A 12,554-nucleotide genomic window follows, 5' to 3' on the forward strand; every position below is an offset into this window, starting at 1 on the left:
CGAAGAGAGTGTTCATCGGTGACGACCAGAGGAGGAAGGCGATGACCCCGACCCTCACGCCGCCGCCCGAGACGGTGAGCCCCCCGGCCGCCGATGAACGGTGCGACCGCTGCAATGCTGCCGGCAAGCTCCGGATCACCCTCTCGGGTGGGAGTGAGCTGGTGTTCTGTGGGCACCACGCGAACAAGTACGCAGAGGATCTCGTGAAGATCACCGTGCGTTTCGTGGCGGACCCGGAGTTCAGCTGGCGTGGCGCCGATCTGATGGCGAACTGAGGTCCGACAAGAAGTCCACAACCCGACATGACCGGCCGGAGGCACCCGCAAGGGGAGCCTCCGGCCGGTTTTTCGTGTCCGGTCGAGCCCGGTTGACCCGTCAGAGGGTCTGCACGGTGGCGATGCGCTCCTCGAGCTGCTCGATCGTGGCCTGCGCGCTGGGCGGGCCACCGCAGATCCGGCGCAGCTCCGCGTGGATCTTGCCGTGCGGCTGGCCGGTGTGGTGGTGCCGGGCGGCCACCAGAGCGTTCAGCTGCCGCCGTAGCGCCACCCGGCGCTGGGCGGCGCTCATCGGTGGGGGCACCGCCGCCGGGGCCGCAGCGGCCGGCTCAGCGGTCCGCTGGGCGGCCCGGCGCTTCTGCGCGGCGAGCTGCTCGGCCTGCCGCTTGGTCAACAGCAGCGAAACCTGGTCGGCGGTGAGCAGACCGGGCAGCCCGAGGTATTCCTCCTCCTCGGGCGTGCCGGCCTGGGCGGCGGTGCCGAACGAGGCCCCGTCGAAGATCACCTGGTCCAGCTCGGCGGTGGCGGAGAGCGCGGCGAAGCGCTTCTCCAGCTCCCCGCTGGCGCCGTCGTCGCGCTGGGCGCGCTCCAGCAGGTCGTCGTCGAAGCCCTCGCGGTCCTTCGGCTTGCCGAGCACGTGGTCCCGCTCGGCCTCCATCTCGCTGGCCAGCCCGAGCAGGTGCGGCACGCTGGGCAGGAACACCGACGCGGTCTCGCCGGAGCGGCGGGCCCGGACGAACCGGCCGATCGCCTGCGCGAAGTACAGCGGGGTGCTCGCGCTGGTGGCGTACACGCCGACGGCCAGGCGGGGGATGTCGACGCCCTCGGACACCATCCGCACCGCGACCAGCCACCGTTGCTGCGAGGCGGCGAACGTCGCGATCCGCGCGGACGCGCCCTGGTCGTCGGAGAGCACCACTGCGGCCTTCTCACCGGTCACCTGCTCCAGCAGCTTCGCGTACGAGCGTGCCACCTGCTGGTCGCTGGCGATGACCAGGCCGCCCGCGTCCGGCATGCCGTTGGCGCGCAGCACGCTCAGCCGGGCGTCGGCGGCGCGCAGCACCTGCGGCATCCAGTCGCCGGCCGGGTCCAGCGCGGTACGCCACGCCTGGGCGATCAGGTCCTGCGTCATCGGCTCGCCGAGGCGGGCGGCCAGCTCCTCGCCGGCGTTGGTGCGCCACCGGGTCTCCCCCGAGTACGCCAGGAACAGCACCGGCCGGACCACGCCTTCGCGCAGCGCGTCGGAGTAGCCGTAGACCGAGTCGGCGCGGGAGCGCAGCAGCCCGTCGCCGCCGCGCTCGTAGCTGACGAACGGGATCGGGTTGTCGTCGGAGCGGAACGGCGTACCGGTGAGCATCAGCCGGCGTACCGCGGGCTCGAACGCCGCCTTCACGCCGTCGCCCCAGGTACGCGAGTCGCCGGCGTGGTGGATCTCGTCGAGGATGACAAGCGTCCGGCGGGTCATGGTGCGCCGCCGGTGCACCTGCGGTGCCATGCCCACCTGGGCGTAGGTGACCACCGCGCCGTGGAAGTCGGCGGCGGAGTGCAGGTCGGCGTTGCGGAACGCGGCGTCGAGCTGGATGCCGACCCGGGCGGCGGCCTGCGCCCACTGGGTCTTGAGGTGCTCGGTCGGCGCGACCACGGTGACCGCCTCGACGGTGCCGTCGGCGAGCAGTTCGGCGGCGATGCGCAGGGCGAAGGTGGTCTTACCGGCGCCGGGGGTGGCGACAGCGGTGAAGTCCTCGGTCCGGCGGCGCAGGTATTCCACGAGCGCCTTGCGTTGCCAGGCGCGCAGGGGCGGGAACGTGTCGAGCGCCGGCATCCGCGGTGGCACGCGTAGCTCCTCTCCGCCGCGGACGGCGGCGGGCCCGACCGGGGCCACGGGAGCCGCCGCCCATGAAAACGCCCTCGCGCATCCGGTGCCGCGAAGGCCGGTTCAGCATAACCAGCGCCGGCCGTGCGCCCCACTCGACGCCACGCCTGTCACATCCGCCCACCCCGGCGCACGGCGGTCAGGGCAGTGGTCCCCGGGTGCCGGTGCGCGGGGGCCGCAGCGTCGCCACCGGTGCGGACCAGCGGCGGCGCAGCGCGATCAGGCGCAGCCCGAACACGAGCAGGGCGGCGGCGGTGAGCGGCACGGCGGTTGCCTGTCCGGACGCCGACAGCAGCGCCACCGCGACCGACCCGGCGAGTGCGGCGAGGGCGTAGATCTCGCGGCGCAGCACCACCGGGATCTCGCCGGTGAGCAGGTCCCGGCCGAGCCCGCCGCCGATCGCGGTGAGCATGCCGATCATGCAGGCGCCGACCGCCGGCACCGCGGCGTCGAGGGCCTTGAGCGTGCCGATGACGGTGAACAGGCCGAGGCCGGCGGCGTCGAGCACCAGCACCGTCGTACGCAGCCGGGCGAGCTGGGGGTGCAGCCAGAACACGGCGGCGGCGGTGACGGACGCGGTGGCCGTGTACCGCCAGTCGGCGAACGCCAGCGGCGGAACCTCGTCGATCACCAGGTCACGGGCGATTCCCCCGCCGAGCGCGGCGACCACACCGACGAAGACGACCCCGAACAGGTCGAGCCGTTTCGCCACCGCCGCGGAGGCGCCGGAGGCGGCGAAGACCGCCACGCCGGTCAGGTCGGCGAGAAGAAGGGCGGTGGAGGTGGTCACCGCCGCAGGTTACGTGCACGGGCGGCGACGCCGCCCGTGGTCACTCGCGGTACGAGTCGTAGATCTCCTTGCACTTCGGGCAGACCGGGGAGCCCGGCTTGGCCGCCTTGGTGACCGGGAACGTCTCACCGCAGAGCGCGACCACGTAGGTGCCCATGACGGCACTCTCGGCGATCTTCTCCTTGCGGACGTAGTGGAACATCTCCGGACCAGTGTCCGCGTCCTTCAGCTCGGGACGCTCGAGAACCTCTGTGCTCACGACTACACCTCCGGCGTTCCAGTTTTGCAGGTCGGTCCGCCCCGGTCCACCTGGGCCCCGGCCGGAAGCGGCCCGTACGGTAACCGACGTGACCAACTTTCACATCAGTCTCGGTAGTGAGGTGGCCGACGCCCTGCGGGACGGCCGCCCGGTCGTGGCGTTGGAGAGCACGATCGTCTCGCACGGGCTGCCCCGGCCGGACAACCTGCGCGTGGCGCGCGAGATCGAGCAGGCGGTACGGGACGCGGGGGCGGTGCCGGCCACCATCGGCATGGTCGCAGGCGAGCTGCGGGTGGGGCTGGACGACGCCCAGCTCACCCGGCTCGCCACTGTCGACGGCGTGAGCAAGCTCTCGGTCCGCGACCTGGCCCCGGCTGCGGCGACGGGCGCGGACGGCGCCACCACCGTGGCGGCCACCAGCGCGGTCGCGGCGGCGGCCGGGATCGGCGTGTTCGCCACCGGTGGGCTCGGCGGCGTGCACCGCGAGGCGGCGCAGACGTTCGACGAGTCGGCCGACCTGGTCACGCTGGCCCGCACGCCGATCGCCGTGGTCTGCGCCGGGGTGAAGTCGATCCTGGACGTGGGCGCCACGCTGGAGCGGCTGGAGACGCTCGGCGTGGGCGTGGTCGGCTACCGCACCCGCCGCTTCCCCGGCTTCTACCTCACCGACGCCGGCTTCGACCTGGACTGGTCGGTCGAGTCGCCGGAGCAGGTGGCGGACGTGCTGGCCGCCCGCGCGGCGCACGGCGTGCACCACAGCGGCCTGGTGGTGGCCAATCCGCTGCCCGCCGACGAGCAGCTCGACCCGGCGCTGCACGACCGCACGCTCGCCGAGGGACTCGCCGCGCTGGCCCGCGAGGGGATCACCGGCAAGGCGGTCACCCCGTTCCTGCTGTCGCACTTCCACTCCGCCACCGAGGGCGCCAGCCTGGCCGTGAACGTGCGGATCATCCTGCGCAACGCCGACCTCGCGGCCCGGATCGCCGTCGCCGCCGCGGCCCTCCCCGCGGCATGAGCACCAGGCCGCGCGTCGTCGTCGTCGGCGACATCATCACCGACGTGCTCGCGGTGCTGTCCGGGCCGCTGGCGACCGGTTCGGACACCGCGGCCGGGATCCGGTTCAGCGGCGGCGGGCAGGCGGCGAACACCGCCGCGTGGCTCGCCGGGCAGGGCACGGCGGTGACGCTGGTCGCCGCCGTCGGCGACGACGAGACCGGCCGGGAGCGGGTGGCCGAGCTGGCCCGGATCGGCGTCGACTGCGCGGTGGAGCGGCACGAGGGCTACCCGACCGGCACCGTCATCGTCCTCACCCACGACGGGGAGCGGACCATGGTCAGCCAGCGGGGCGCGAACCTGCGGCTGACCGCCGCGCACGTGGACGCGGCGCTGGCCGCCGCGCCCGACGCCGGGCATCTGCACCTGTCCGCGTACACCCTGTTGGACGTCGGGTCGCGCGGCGCCGGCCTGCGCGCGCTGGCCACCGCCCGCGAGCGTGGGCTGACCGTCAGCGTCGACGCGGCGTCCGCGGCGCCGTTGCGGCGCGTCGGCGGCGCGTTCCTGACCTGGGTACGCGACGTCGACCTGCTGCTCGTCAACACGGACGAGGCGACTGTGCTGGCCGGTGGGCTGGACCCGGCGGCGCAGGCGCGGGCGCTGACAGCCGTGGCGCACCGGGTGGTGGTCAAACGGGGCGCGGCCGGTGCGGTGTGGGTGGAGCGCGGCGGCGTGGTGGAGTTCGCCCCGGCACCCGGGGTGGACGTGGTGGACGTGACCGGCGCCGGGGACGCGTTCGCGGCCGGGCTGCTCACCGCGTGGCTGGACGGCGCCGATCCGCGCGCCGCGCTGGCCCGCGCGGGTGATCTGGGCGCGCTCGCCGTGACGACGGTGGGCGCCCGCCCGGCGCCCTGACGGCGGTGGCCGGTCCGGGCGGTGCTCCGCCCGGGCCGGTCAGGGCTCGGCGTCGATGATCTTGTGGGGGTTCTCCTCGGCGGTGACGGCCGTGGGCGCGGGCTCCTCGCGGTGCCGGTTGCGGAAGCGGTTCGCCAGCCGGTGCTCCTCCTTGGGCGGCCGGTCGTTGGCGAGCAGCACGGCGAGCCAGGGCACGAGCACCATGCCGAGCGCGCACAGCGGCAGCCAGAGCCAGAGCAGCGGGGCCTTGGCGCCGACCAGGATCGCGCCCGCCACCAGACACGCGACCCGGATGGCCATCATCAGCACGTATCGCTTCTGCCGGCTGTTGAGCTGGTCGTCCTGGCTGCGCGGGGCGTCGGTGATCAGGATCGGCTGGTACGCCTGACGCTTCACCACGGACCTCCTACGAGGGGATAGGGCCCATCCTGTCACTCCGGACGGATGATCGGCGAAATTCGTGACAGCCGGGTACGTGTTACGTGCGTGGTACGCTTCGCCGGTGGCCAACCGGTTCAGCTTCACCGACGAGGCGCTGGCGAACCTGCGGGTCTACGACGTCACACCCGGGGAAGTCTGGGAGGCCCTGCACAGCAGGCGCCGGGTCATCCGGCACCTCGGCGACGACGTCATGGTGGTCTACGCGACCGACCACCGGGGCCGGCGGCTCGCCGTGCTGCTGGCCGAGGCCGACGGCACCGACAACGATTGGGACATCCTCTCCGCCCGCGAGCTGAGCGACGTCGAGGCCAAGCGCTACGACGAGGCGGTGCGGAGAGCACGCCGACGAGGAGGCGGTCACGATGCACCGTGACGAGGCGACCAAGCGGTTCCACGCCGGAGGCGACGCGTTCGCCGATCTGATCGACGACACGTCACCGGCGCAGCTGCCCACCCCCGACACCGACGTGCCGATGGTCAGCCGGTCGGTGCGGCTGCCGCTGGAGACGTACGAGCGGGTCCGCGCCGCCGCCGACGCGCGCGGCATCGGGGTCACCACGCTGATGCGGCAGTGGATCGAGGCCGGCCTGGCCGACCTGGACGACTCGGCCACTGTCTCGCTGGCCGACGTGCGCCGCGCGCTGGCGTCGCTGTCCCGCCCGACCGCCGCCTGACGGCTCACGCCTCGGGGCCGGCCTCGCCGGGCGCCTCCCGTCCGATCGGTGAGGCGGAGGACTCCGGCGGGTGGTGCCAGGCCCGGCGGGCGTCGGCGAACGCGACGAGCGCCAGCACGACGGCCACCGCGCCCAGCGCCAGCATCGCCGGCAGGGTCGCCAGAGCGGGCACGAGCAGCACCAGGGCCAGCAGGCCGGCCAGCCGGGAGCGGGACACCCGGCCGAAGATCTCGTACTCGAACCGGGACCGGGCGGCCAGGAAGAGCGCCGGACCGCCCGCCACGAAGACCAGCCAGCTCGGCGGGGCCGGATCGTACGGGTGGGCGATGACCAGCTCGTAGCCGACCGCGGCGCTGAGCACGCCGAGCACCATGAACAGATGGGTCTGCGCCGCCGACTCGGCCAGCCGCCCCGGCGCGCCGGCCGTCCGCAACGCCTCCGCCAGCAGGTGACCGGCCCGGTAGAAGTAGATCCGCCACAGCAACGCGGTGATCACGAACGAGATCGCGAACGCCGCGGCCGCCTCGCCGGAGAACTCCTTCCCGCTGTAGGTCAACCCGATGACCAGGATCGACTCGCCGAGCGCGATGAGGAAGATCTGCTGGTAGCGCTCGGCCAGATGCTCCCCGATGATCAGCCACTTCCGGGTGCGCGACGCCCCGATCCGGGGCAGCGGCCAGCCCAGCAACACGCCCAGGTGGTCCACGGCCAGCGCGACCACCCACAGTGCCAGGCGCGGGCCGGGCAGCAGCGCGCCGGCGATCCAGAGCGGGGCGCTGAACCCCGCCCAGGCAGCCAGCCGCAGCGGGACCAGGCGGCGCGGGTGCCCACGCAACGCCACCCCGATCGCCAGCGGCCGGCCGACCATCACCACCACGTACGCGAGCGCGAACGGCAGCGCCCGCTCCTCCAGCGCGCGCGGCAGGGTCACGCCCAGCACCAGGCTGCCGAACATGGTGCCGACCACCACGGCCTGGATGACGGCGCGCTCCGGCTCGTAGCGGCTGGTGACCCAGGTGGTGATCGTCCAGACCTGCCAGAGCACCAGGAACAGCAGCAGCGTCTTGCCCACCTCGGCGGCGACCGCCAGGGCCGAGCCGTCGACGCCGTTGATCAGACGCTCGGAGACCCGGGTCAGCGCGAACACGAAGACCAGGTCGAAGAAGAGCTCCAGGAACGTGGCCCGCCCCGGGCTGGAGGCGCTCCGCAGCAGCGCCCCACCTCGCTGCTCGGTCATCGTCCGCCCCCGCCCCCGTCCTGGCGACCAACGACAAGGGCTGCGACCGGTTGCGGCGGCACGGGGGTCAGCCCTTCGCGGCCTTCGCCTCCGCCTTCATCCGCTGCTTGAACTCGCGTACGCGGCGCAGCGACTCCGGGTCGGTCACGTCGGCCACCGACCGGTGGGCGTCCGCGTCGCCGTAGTCGCCGGCGGCCTCGCGCCAGCCGTCCGGGGTGACGCCGAACCGCTTGCCGAGCAGCGCGACGAAGATCTGCGCCTTCTGCCGGCCGAACCCGGGCAGCTCACCCACCCGGCGCAGCAGTTCCCGGCCGTCGGTCACGTCGGACCAGAGCCGGGCCGGGTCGCCGTCGTAGCGTTCCACGAGCACGCGGCACACCTCCTGCACGCGGGCCGCCATCGCCTTCGGGAAGCGGTGCAGCGCGGGCGGCCGGGCGAAGACCTCCACCAGCGCCTCCGGGTCGTACCCGGCCAGTTCGGCGGCGTCAGGCTCGTGGCCGAGGCGCTGCGCCAGCACGTACGGGGAGGAGAACGCCTTCTCCATCGGCACCTGCTGGTCCAGCACCATGCCGAGGAGCAGGGCCAGCGGGCTGCGCCCCAGCAGCTCGTTGGCCTGCGGGTCGATGGGCAGTGACAGCGTCATGGGGCCATCCTGCCGCCGATCGGGCGGCTCCGTGCACATCCTTGCCGGACGGCGCGTGATGTCCACCGGCCGCGGCTTCGCGATCCGGCTGCCAGTTCGGATCCGTGGGCACCAGGCGGATGTAGTCGTCGCTCACCCGGCTCAGTCTGCCCGGTGAACCGCGGACATCTCCGTGACGTGACGCGGCCCGGTGGATCCCTGGGAGGTCCACCGGGCCGCGGCCCACGGTGCGGTCAGGTCACCGTCGTCGTCAGTTGACGACGAAGAGCAGCCGGTTCGGCGAGCCCGTGCCCGGGCTGGTCACCTTGCCGGTGGTGGCGTTGCTGGTCAGGTAGCTGGCCACCTGAGCCGGGGTGTAGGAGGTGTTCGCGGAGAGCACGAGCGCCGCGGCGCCGGCCACGTGCGGGGACGCCATCGAGGTGCCGCTGATGGAGTTGGTGGCGGTGTCGCTGGTACGCCACGCCGAGGTGATCGACGAGCCCGGCGCGAAGATGTCCACGCAGGAGCCGTAGTTCGAGTACGAGGCACGGGCGTCGGTGCTGGTGGTGGCGCCCACGGTGATCGCCGAGGCGACCCGGGCCGGCGACGAGTTGCAGGCGTTGGCGCTGGAGTTGCCGGCCGCGAGCGCGTACGTGATGCCCGAGTTGATCGAGTTGGCCACCGCGTTGTCCAGCGTGGTGCTGGCGCCGCCGCCGAGGCTCATGTTCGCCACGGCCGGCTTCACCGCGTTCGAGGTGACCCAGTTGACGCCGCTGATCACGCCGGCGGTGGTGCCGCTGCCGGAGCAGTTGAGCACCTTGACGGCCACCAGGCGCACGCCCTTGGCCACGCCGTACTTGGTGCCGCCGACCGTGCCGGCGACGTGCGTGCCGTGGCCGTTGCAGTCGGTGTTGTTGGTGTCCACCGTGTTGGTGCCCCAGGTGGCCCGGCCGCCGAAGTCGCTGTGCGTGGTGCGGATGCCGGTGTCGATGATGTAGGCGCGCACGTTGGTGGCGGTGTTCGGGTAGGTGTAGGTGCTGTTCAGCGGCAGGTTCCGCTGGTCGATCCGGTCCAGGCCCCAGGTGGCCCCGGTCTGGGTGCCCTGGGTGGTCATGACGCGGTCCTGCTCGACGTACGCGACGGCCGGGTCGGCGGCCAGCCGGCGGGCCTGGGCGGGGGTCATCTTGGCGCTGTAGCCGGTGAGAGCGGAGCTCCACACCGTGCCGACGTTGCCGCCGTAGCGCTTGGCCAGGCCGGCGGCCCGGTCCGGCACCGCGGTACGGGCGGCGAGGGTGTTCGCGGTGCCGACCGCGTCGCCCTTGAGCACGACCACGTAGCTGCCGCTGACGGCGTCGGCGGCACCGGCGTACCGGATCTCCCCGGTGGGCGCGGCGAGAGCGGGCGTGGAGGCGGCGGCGGCGAAGGCCGCGGCGGCGGCCGTGACGGCGAGCGCACGCAGCGCGCGGCGCCGGGGAAGGGACACGTCGGGCATCGTCTGGCTCCCTACCGGGGCAGCCCGGTTTGTGGCCGGATCACCCCATCGACGGATGTTGGCAGGAATGCTAACCAGAGATCGACAAACATGAAAGAGATAGTTGCCGATAGATACGGTTCACGTTATGGATCGGCGGGTGCGCGCCACGCCGGACGATGCCCGAGGCAGGATGAGCACGTGGACCGTCACGACATGCTGCTCTCCCCCGCCGGGGTCGACGCGCTGCGCACCGCGCTGACGCTTGCCCGCTTCACCGCCAACGGGATCGCCGACCGCCTGGGCCCGCAGGGCACCGGCGCGGTGGCCCGCAACGACTACCGGGCCGCGCTGCGCGCCACCGAGGACCGGGACCGGCTGGCCACGCTGATCCGGGTCTTCATCTGCGACCAGACCGAGCCGGAGGCGGTGGTGGCCGCCGCGCTGGCCCCGCTGACCGTGGACGAGGCGCTGGCCGGGGGCATCGTCGAACGGCACGGCGACGGCCTGCGCGCCGGGGTGGACCTGGAGCCGTACGGGGACGACTGGTGGGTGCTCGCCGACGTGCCCGCCAGCGCCCGGCCCGGACGGCCGCTGCACGCCGAGCACGTGCTGGGCATCGGCGGCGCCACCCAGACGCTGATCTCGGCCACCGTCCGCCCGACCGTGGACACCGCGCTCGACCTCGGCACCGGCTCCGGCGTCCAGGCGCTGCACCTGGGCACCCACGCGCGCCGGGTCACCGCCACCGACGTCTCCGAGCGGGCACTGCGGTTCGCCGCGACCACCGCCGCCCTCAACGGGCAGGACTGGGAGCTGCTGCGCGGCGACATGGTCGCCCCGGTGGCCGGGCGCCGCTTCGACCTGGTGGTCAGCAACCCGCCGTTCGTGGTCGGCCCGGGCACCACCACGCACGTCTACCGCGACTCCGGCCGGGTCGGCGACGCGATCGGCGCGGAGCTGGCCGCTGCCGCGCCGGACCTGCTCACCGAGGGCGGCACCATGCAGTACCTGGCGAACTGGGTGCACGTCACCGGCGAGGACTGGGCCGAGCGGGTCACCGGCTGGTTCGCCGGCACCGGCCTGGACGCCTGGGTGATCCAGCGCGAGGTGGCCGACCCGATGGCGTACGTGAACCTCTGGCTCACCGACGTCGGCGAGAGCGCGGACCCGCAGCGGATGGCGGCGTGGCTGGACTGGTTCGACGCGCACAAGGTGGAGGCGATCGGCTTCGGCATCGTCTCGCTGCGCCGCTCCGGCCACGACCAGCCGATCGTCCGGGTGGAGGACCTGCGCCAGCGGGTCGAGCCGCCGCTCGGCGACCGGATCGGCGAGTGGTTCACCAGGCAGGACTGGCTGCGCGCCCAGGGCGCCCAGGGTCTGCTGGCCGCCCGTTACCGCGCCGCCGAAGGGCTCCAGCTGCGGCAGGAGGCCACCATGGGCGACGAGGGCTGGGCGGTGGACCGGCAGGTCCTGGCCATGCCGCGCGGGCTGCGCTGGTCGGAGGAGATCGACCCGCTGGTGCTCGCCCTGGTCGGCGGCGCCGACGGCCGGCTGCCGCTGCGCGACCAGCTCGCCCTGCTCGCCGCCGCGCACGACGTGACCCCGGACGAGCTGGCCGAGGCGGCCGGGCCCATCGTGGCGCACCTGGTCGAGCGCGGCATCGTCGAGCCGGTGACCGACTGATGCGGGCCGTGGTGCAGACCGTCGGCCGGGCCCGGGTGACTGTCGACGACGAGGTGACCGGTGAGATCACCGACGGGCTGCTGGTGCTGCTCGGCGTCACCCACACCGACACCCCGCAGGTGGCCGCCACGATGGCCCGCAAGCTGCACGAGCTGCGCATCCTCGACGACGAGCGCAGCGCCGCGGACGTCGGGGCGCCGCTGCTCGTGGTCAGCCAGTTCACGCTCTACGGCGACGCCCGCAAGGGCCGGCGGCCGAGCTGGACCGCCGCCGCTCCCGCCGAGGTGGCCGAACCCCTGGTGGACGCCGTGGTCGAGCAGCTGCGGTCCCGGGGCGCGAAGGTGGAGACCGGCCGGTTCCGCGCCCACATGCTGGTGGAGAGCGTCAACGTCGGTCCCCGGACCCTCGTGCTCGACCTCTAGAAGAACAGGCCCCGGCGGGACAGCGACTGCCGCAACCAGCCGTCGAGCTGGGCGGCCCAGTCCGTGTGGTCCGCGGTCGCGTGATCCACGGTGAACCGGCCGAACGCGTCGCGGCCCTCGGTGAACAGGCCGCCCCGCTTGTCCAGCTCCAGCACCACGTGGACCTGGCGCGGATCGGTCACGAAGGTGACCTCCAGCTGGTTCATCGCGCCCGCGTACTGCGGCGCCGGGTAGAACTCGATCTCCTGGTAGAACGGCAACTGCTGGTGCAGGCCGTAGATGTGTCCGCGCTCGACGTCGGCACGGGCGAAGCGGAAGCCCAGCCGCAGCAGCGCCTCCAGCAGCCGCTCGTGGGCCGGCAGCGGGTGCACCGCCACCGGGTCCAGGTCACCCTTGTCCATCGCCCGCGCCACCTCCAGCTCGGTACGCAGACCCATGGTCATGCCGTGCAGGTGCTGGCCGTACAGGTCGGTCAGCGGGGTCTCCCAGGGCACCTGGAAGCGGAACGGCACGTCGTGACGCTGCCCCGGCTCCAGCCGGAACGCACCCGTCATCTGGGCCCGGCCGAACTCCTGGTTGACGTCGTACTCGCTGTCGGAGCTCTCCACCTCGACCCGCGTGACCAGGCCGAGTGCGATGTAGCTCACGTCCACCGGGTGGTCACCGCCGACCACCTGAATCCGGCCCTCCAGAACGCCGCCCGGGCGGCAGTTCGGGTTGGCCAGCACCGTCTCCACCGACGGTCCGCCCACACCCATCGCCTGCATGAGCCGCTTGAAGACCACCACGTTCTCCGATCGTCAGTGCCGGGCCGGCCCCGACGGCCGGTCGGTGGCACGGTAACCGCGCCGGGCAAGGGAATGCCGGATTCCCACGTGGATTCCTGTCGGGTCCCC

15 protein-coding genes are annotated in these 12,554 nt (G+C 73.3%); 7 read left to right on the top strand and 8 right to left on the bottom strand.

Going from position 1 to position 12,554, the window contains the following annotated elements:
* Positions 1-41 precede the first annotated feature (41 nt).
* Positions 42-275, top strand: coding sequence for a hypothetical protein (locus ACGFIA_RS00960; protein ID WP_354865457.1), 234 nt, complete (start codon positions 42-44; stop codon positions 273-275).
* Positions 276-375: 100 nt separating this feature from the next.
* On the opposite strand, the gene ACGFIA_RS00965 is transcribed toward ACGFIA_RS00960, so the two are convergent.
* From ACGFIA_RS00965 to ACGFIA_RS00975, 3 genes are all read right to left on the bottom strand, one after another.
* The gene (locus ACGFIA_RS00965) at positions 376-2,097 is read right to left on the bottom strand and encodes a DEAD/DEAH box helicase (protein ID WP_357382782.1); all 1,722 of its coding nucleotides are present in this window, start codon (positions 2,095-2,097) and stop codon (positions 376-378) included.
* 190 nt (positions 2,098-2,287) lie between these two features.
* Positions 2,288-2,938 carry a TRIC cation channel family protein gene (locus ACGFIA_RS00970; RefSeq protein WP_357382648.1) on the bottom strand — a complete coding sequence of 217 codons (651 nt, stop codon included), beginning with the start codon at positions 2,936-2,938 and terminating at the stop codon, positions 2,288-2,290.
* A gap of 40 nt (positions 2,939-2,978) precedes the next feature.
* Positions 2,979-3,197, bottom strand: coding sequence for a DUF3039 domain-containing protein (locus ACGFIA_RS00975; protein ID WP_088946800.1), 219 nt, complete (start codon positions 3,195-3,197; stop codon positions 2,979-2,981).
* 88 nt (positions 3,198-3,285) lie between these two features.
* Here ACGFIA_RS00975 and ACGFIA_RS00980 point away from each other — a divergent pair, with 88 nt between their 5' ends.
* Together ACGFIA_RS00980 and ACGFIA_RS00985 are read left to right on the top strand one after the other, a co-directional pair.
* Positions 3,286-4,212 (top strand): pseudouridine-5'-phosphate glycosidase, encoded by a 927-nt coding sequence (locus tag ACGFIA_RS00980; protein WP_357467438.1) that lies wholly within the window; start codon positions 3,286-3,288, stop codon positions 4,210-4,212.
* Entirely contained in the window at positions 4,209-5,105 is an 897-nt protein-coding gene (locus ACGFIA_RS00985; protein ID WP_357382644.1) for a sugar kinase, read from the top strand. The genes ACGFIA_RS00980 and ACGFIA_RS00985 overlap by 4 nt, the downstream gene beginning before the upstream one ends.
* 39 nt (positions 5,106-5,144) lie before the next feature.
* On the opposite strand, the gene ACGFIA_RS00990 is transcribed toward ACGFIA_RS00985, so the two are convergent.
* The gene (locus ACGFIA_RS00990; RefSeq protein ID WP_357467570.1) at positions 5,145-5,501 is read right to left on the bottom strand and encodes a DUF3099 domain-containing protein; all 357 of its coding nucleotides are present in this window, start codon (positions 5,499-5,501) and stop codon (positions 5,145-5,147) included.
* Positions 5,502-5,607: 106 nt separating this feature from the next.
* Here ACGFIA_RS00990 and ACGFIA_RS00995 point away from each other — a divergent pair, with 106 nt between their 5' ends.
* The gene (locus ACGFIA_RS00995) at positions 5,608-5,919 is read left to right on the top strand and encodes a hypothetical protein (RefSeq protein WP_357382642.1); all 312 of its coding nucleotides are present in this window, start codon (positions 5,608-5,610) and stop codon (positions 5,917-5,919) included.
* Positions 5,909-6,220 (top strand): hypothetical protein, encoded by a 312-nt coding sequence (locus ACGFIA_RS01000; RefSeq protein ID WP_013284778.1) that lies wholly within the window; start codon positions 5,909-5,911, stop codon positions 6,218-6,220. The genes ACGFIA_RS00995 and ACGFIA_RS01000 overlap by 11 nt, the downstream gene beginning before the upstream one ends.
* 4 nt (positions 6,221-6,224) lie before the next feature.
* Here ACGFIA_RS01000 and ACGFIA_RS01005 read toward each other — a convergent pair whose 3' ends face one another.
* The 3 genes from ACGFIA_RS01005 to ACGFIA_RS01015 all read right to left on the bottom strand — a co-directional run bounded on the left by ACGFIA_RS01005 (position 6,225) and on the right by ACGFIA_RS01015 (position 9,571).
* A complete protein-coding gene (locus tag ACGFIA_RS01005) occupies positions 6,225-7,457 on the bottom strand; it encodes a low temperature requirement protein A (RefSeq protein ID WP_357382640.1) in 1,233 nt (410 codons plus the stop codon).
* 67 nt (positions 7,458-7,524) lie between these two features.
* On the bottom strand, positions 7,525-8,100 hold the full coding sequence (locus tag ACGFIA_RS01010; protein ID WP_357382638.1) for an HhH-GPD-type base excision DNA repair protein: 576 nt from the start codon (positions 8,098-8,100) through the stop codon (positions 7,525-7,527).
* A 250-nt stretch (positions 8,101-8,350) separates the two neighbouring features.
* Positions 8,351-9,571 carry a S8 family peptidase gene (locus tag ACGFIA_RS01015; RefSeq protein ID WP_357382636.1) on the bottom strand — a complete coding sequence of 407 codons (1,221 nt, stop codon included), beginning with the start codon at positions 9,569-9,571 and terminating at the stop codon, positions 8,351-8,353.
* A gap of 180 nt (positions 9,572-9,751) precedes the next feature.
* Between ACGFIA_RS01015 and ACGFIA_RS01020 the strand changes: the two genes are divergently transcribed.
* Positions 9,752-11,236 carry a methyltransferase gene (locus ACGFIA_RS01020; RefSeq protein WP_357476131.1) on the top strand — a complete coding sequence of 495 codons (1,485 nt, stop codon included), beginning with the start codon at positions 9,752-9,754 and terminating at the stop codon, positions 11,234-11,236.
* Entirely contained in the window at positions 11,236-11,658 is a 423-nt protein-coding gene (dtd, locus tag ACGFIA_RS01025; protein ID WP_357476133.1) for a D-aminoacyl-tRNA deacylase, read from the top strand. Before ACGFIA_RS01020 ends, dtd begins: the two co-directional genes overlap by 1 nt.
* Here the strand turns inward: dtd and ACGFIA_RS01030 are convergent.
* Positions 11,655-12,443, bottom strand: coding sequence for a sporulation protein (locus ACGFIA_RS01030; RefSeq protein WP_357382778.1), 789 nt, complete (start codon positions 12,441-12,443; stop codon positions 11,655-11,657). The genes dtd and ACGFIA_RS01030 overlap by 4 nt on opposite strands.
* Between the last annotated feature and the right edge of the window lie 111 nt (positions 12,444-12,554).

Source organism: Micromonospora sp. NPDC049203, assembly GCF_043197215.1.
Taxonomy (GTDB): Bacteria; Actinomycetota; Actinomycetes; order Mycobacteriales; family Micromonosporaceae; genus Micromonospora.

Coding starts and splice junctions, on each gene's coding strand:
- ACGFIA_RS01005 (WP_357382640.1), bottom strand. CDS start 7,457: ATGACCGAGCAGCGAGGTGGGGCGCTGCTGCGGAGCGCCTCCAGCCCG.
- dtd (WP_357476133.1), top strand. CDS start 11,236: ATGCGGGCCGTGGTGCAGACCGTCGGCCGGGCCCGGGTGACTGTCGAC.
- ACGFIA_RS01000 (WP_013284778.1), top strand. CDS start 5,909: ATGCACCGTGACGAGGCGACCAAGCGGTTCCACGCCGGAGGCGACGCG.
- ACGFIA_RS00985 (WP_357382644.1), top strand. CDS start 4,209: ATGAGCACCAGGCCGCGCGTCGTCGTCGTCGGCGACATCATCACCGAC.
- ACGFIA_RS01010 (WP_357382638.1), bottom strand. CDS start 8,100: ATGACGCTGTCACTGCCCATCGACCCGCAGGCCAACGAGCTGCTGGGG.
- ACGFIA_RS00960 (WP_354865457.1), top strand. CDS start 42: ATGACCCCGACCCTCACGCCGCCGCCCGAGACGGTGAGCCCCCCGGCC.
- ACGFIA_RS01015 (WP_357382636.1), bottom strand. CDS start 9,571: ATGCCCGACGTGTCCCTTCCCCGGCGCCGCGCGCTGCGTGCGCTCGCC.
- ACGFIA_RS00965 (WP_357382782.1), bottom strand. CDS start 2,097: ATGCCGGCGCTCGACACGTTCCCGCCCCTGCGCGCCTGGCAACGCAAG.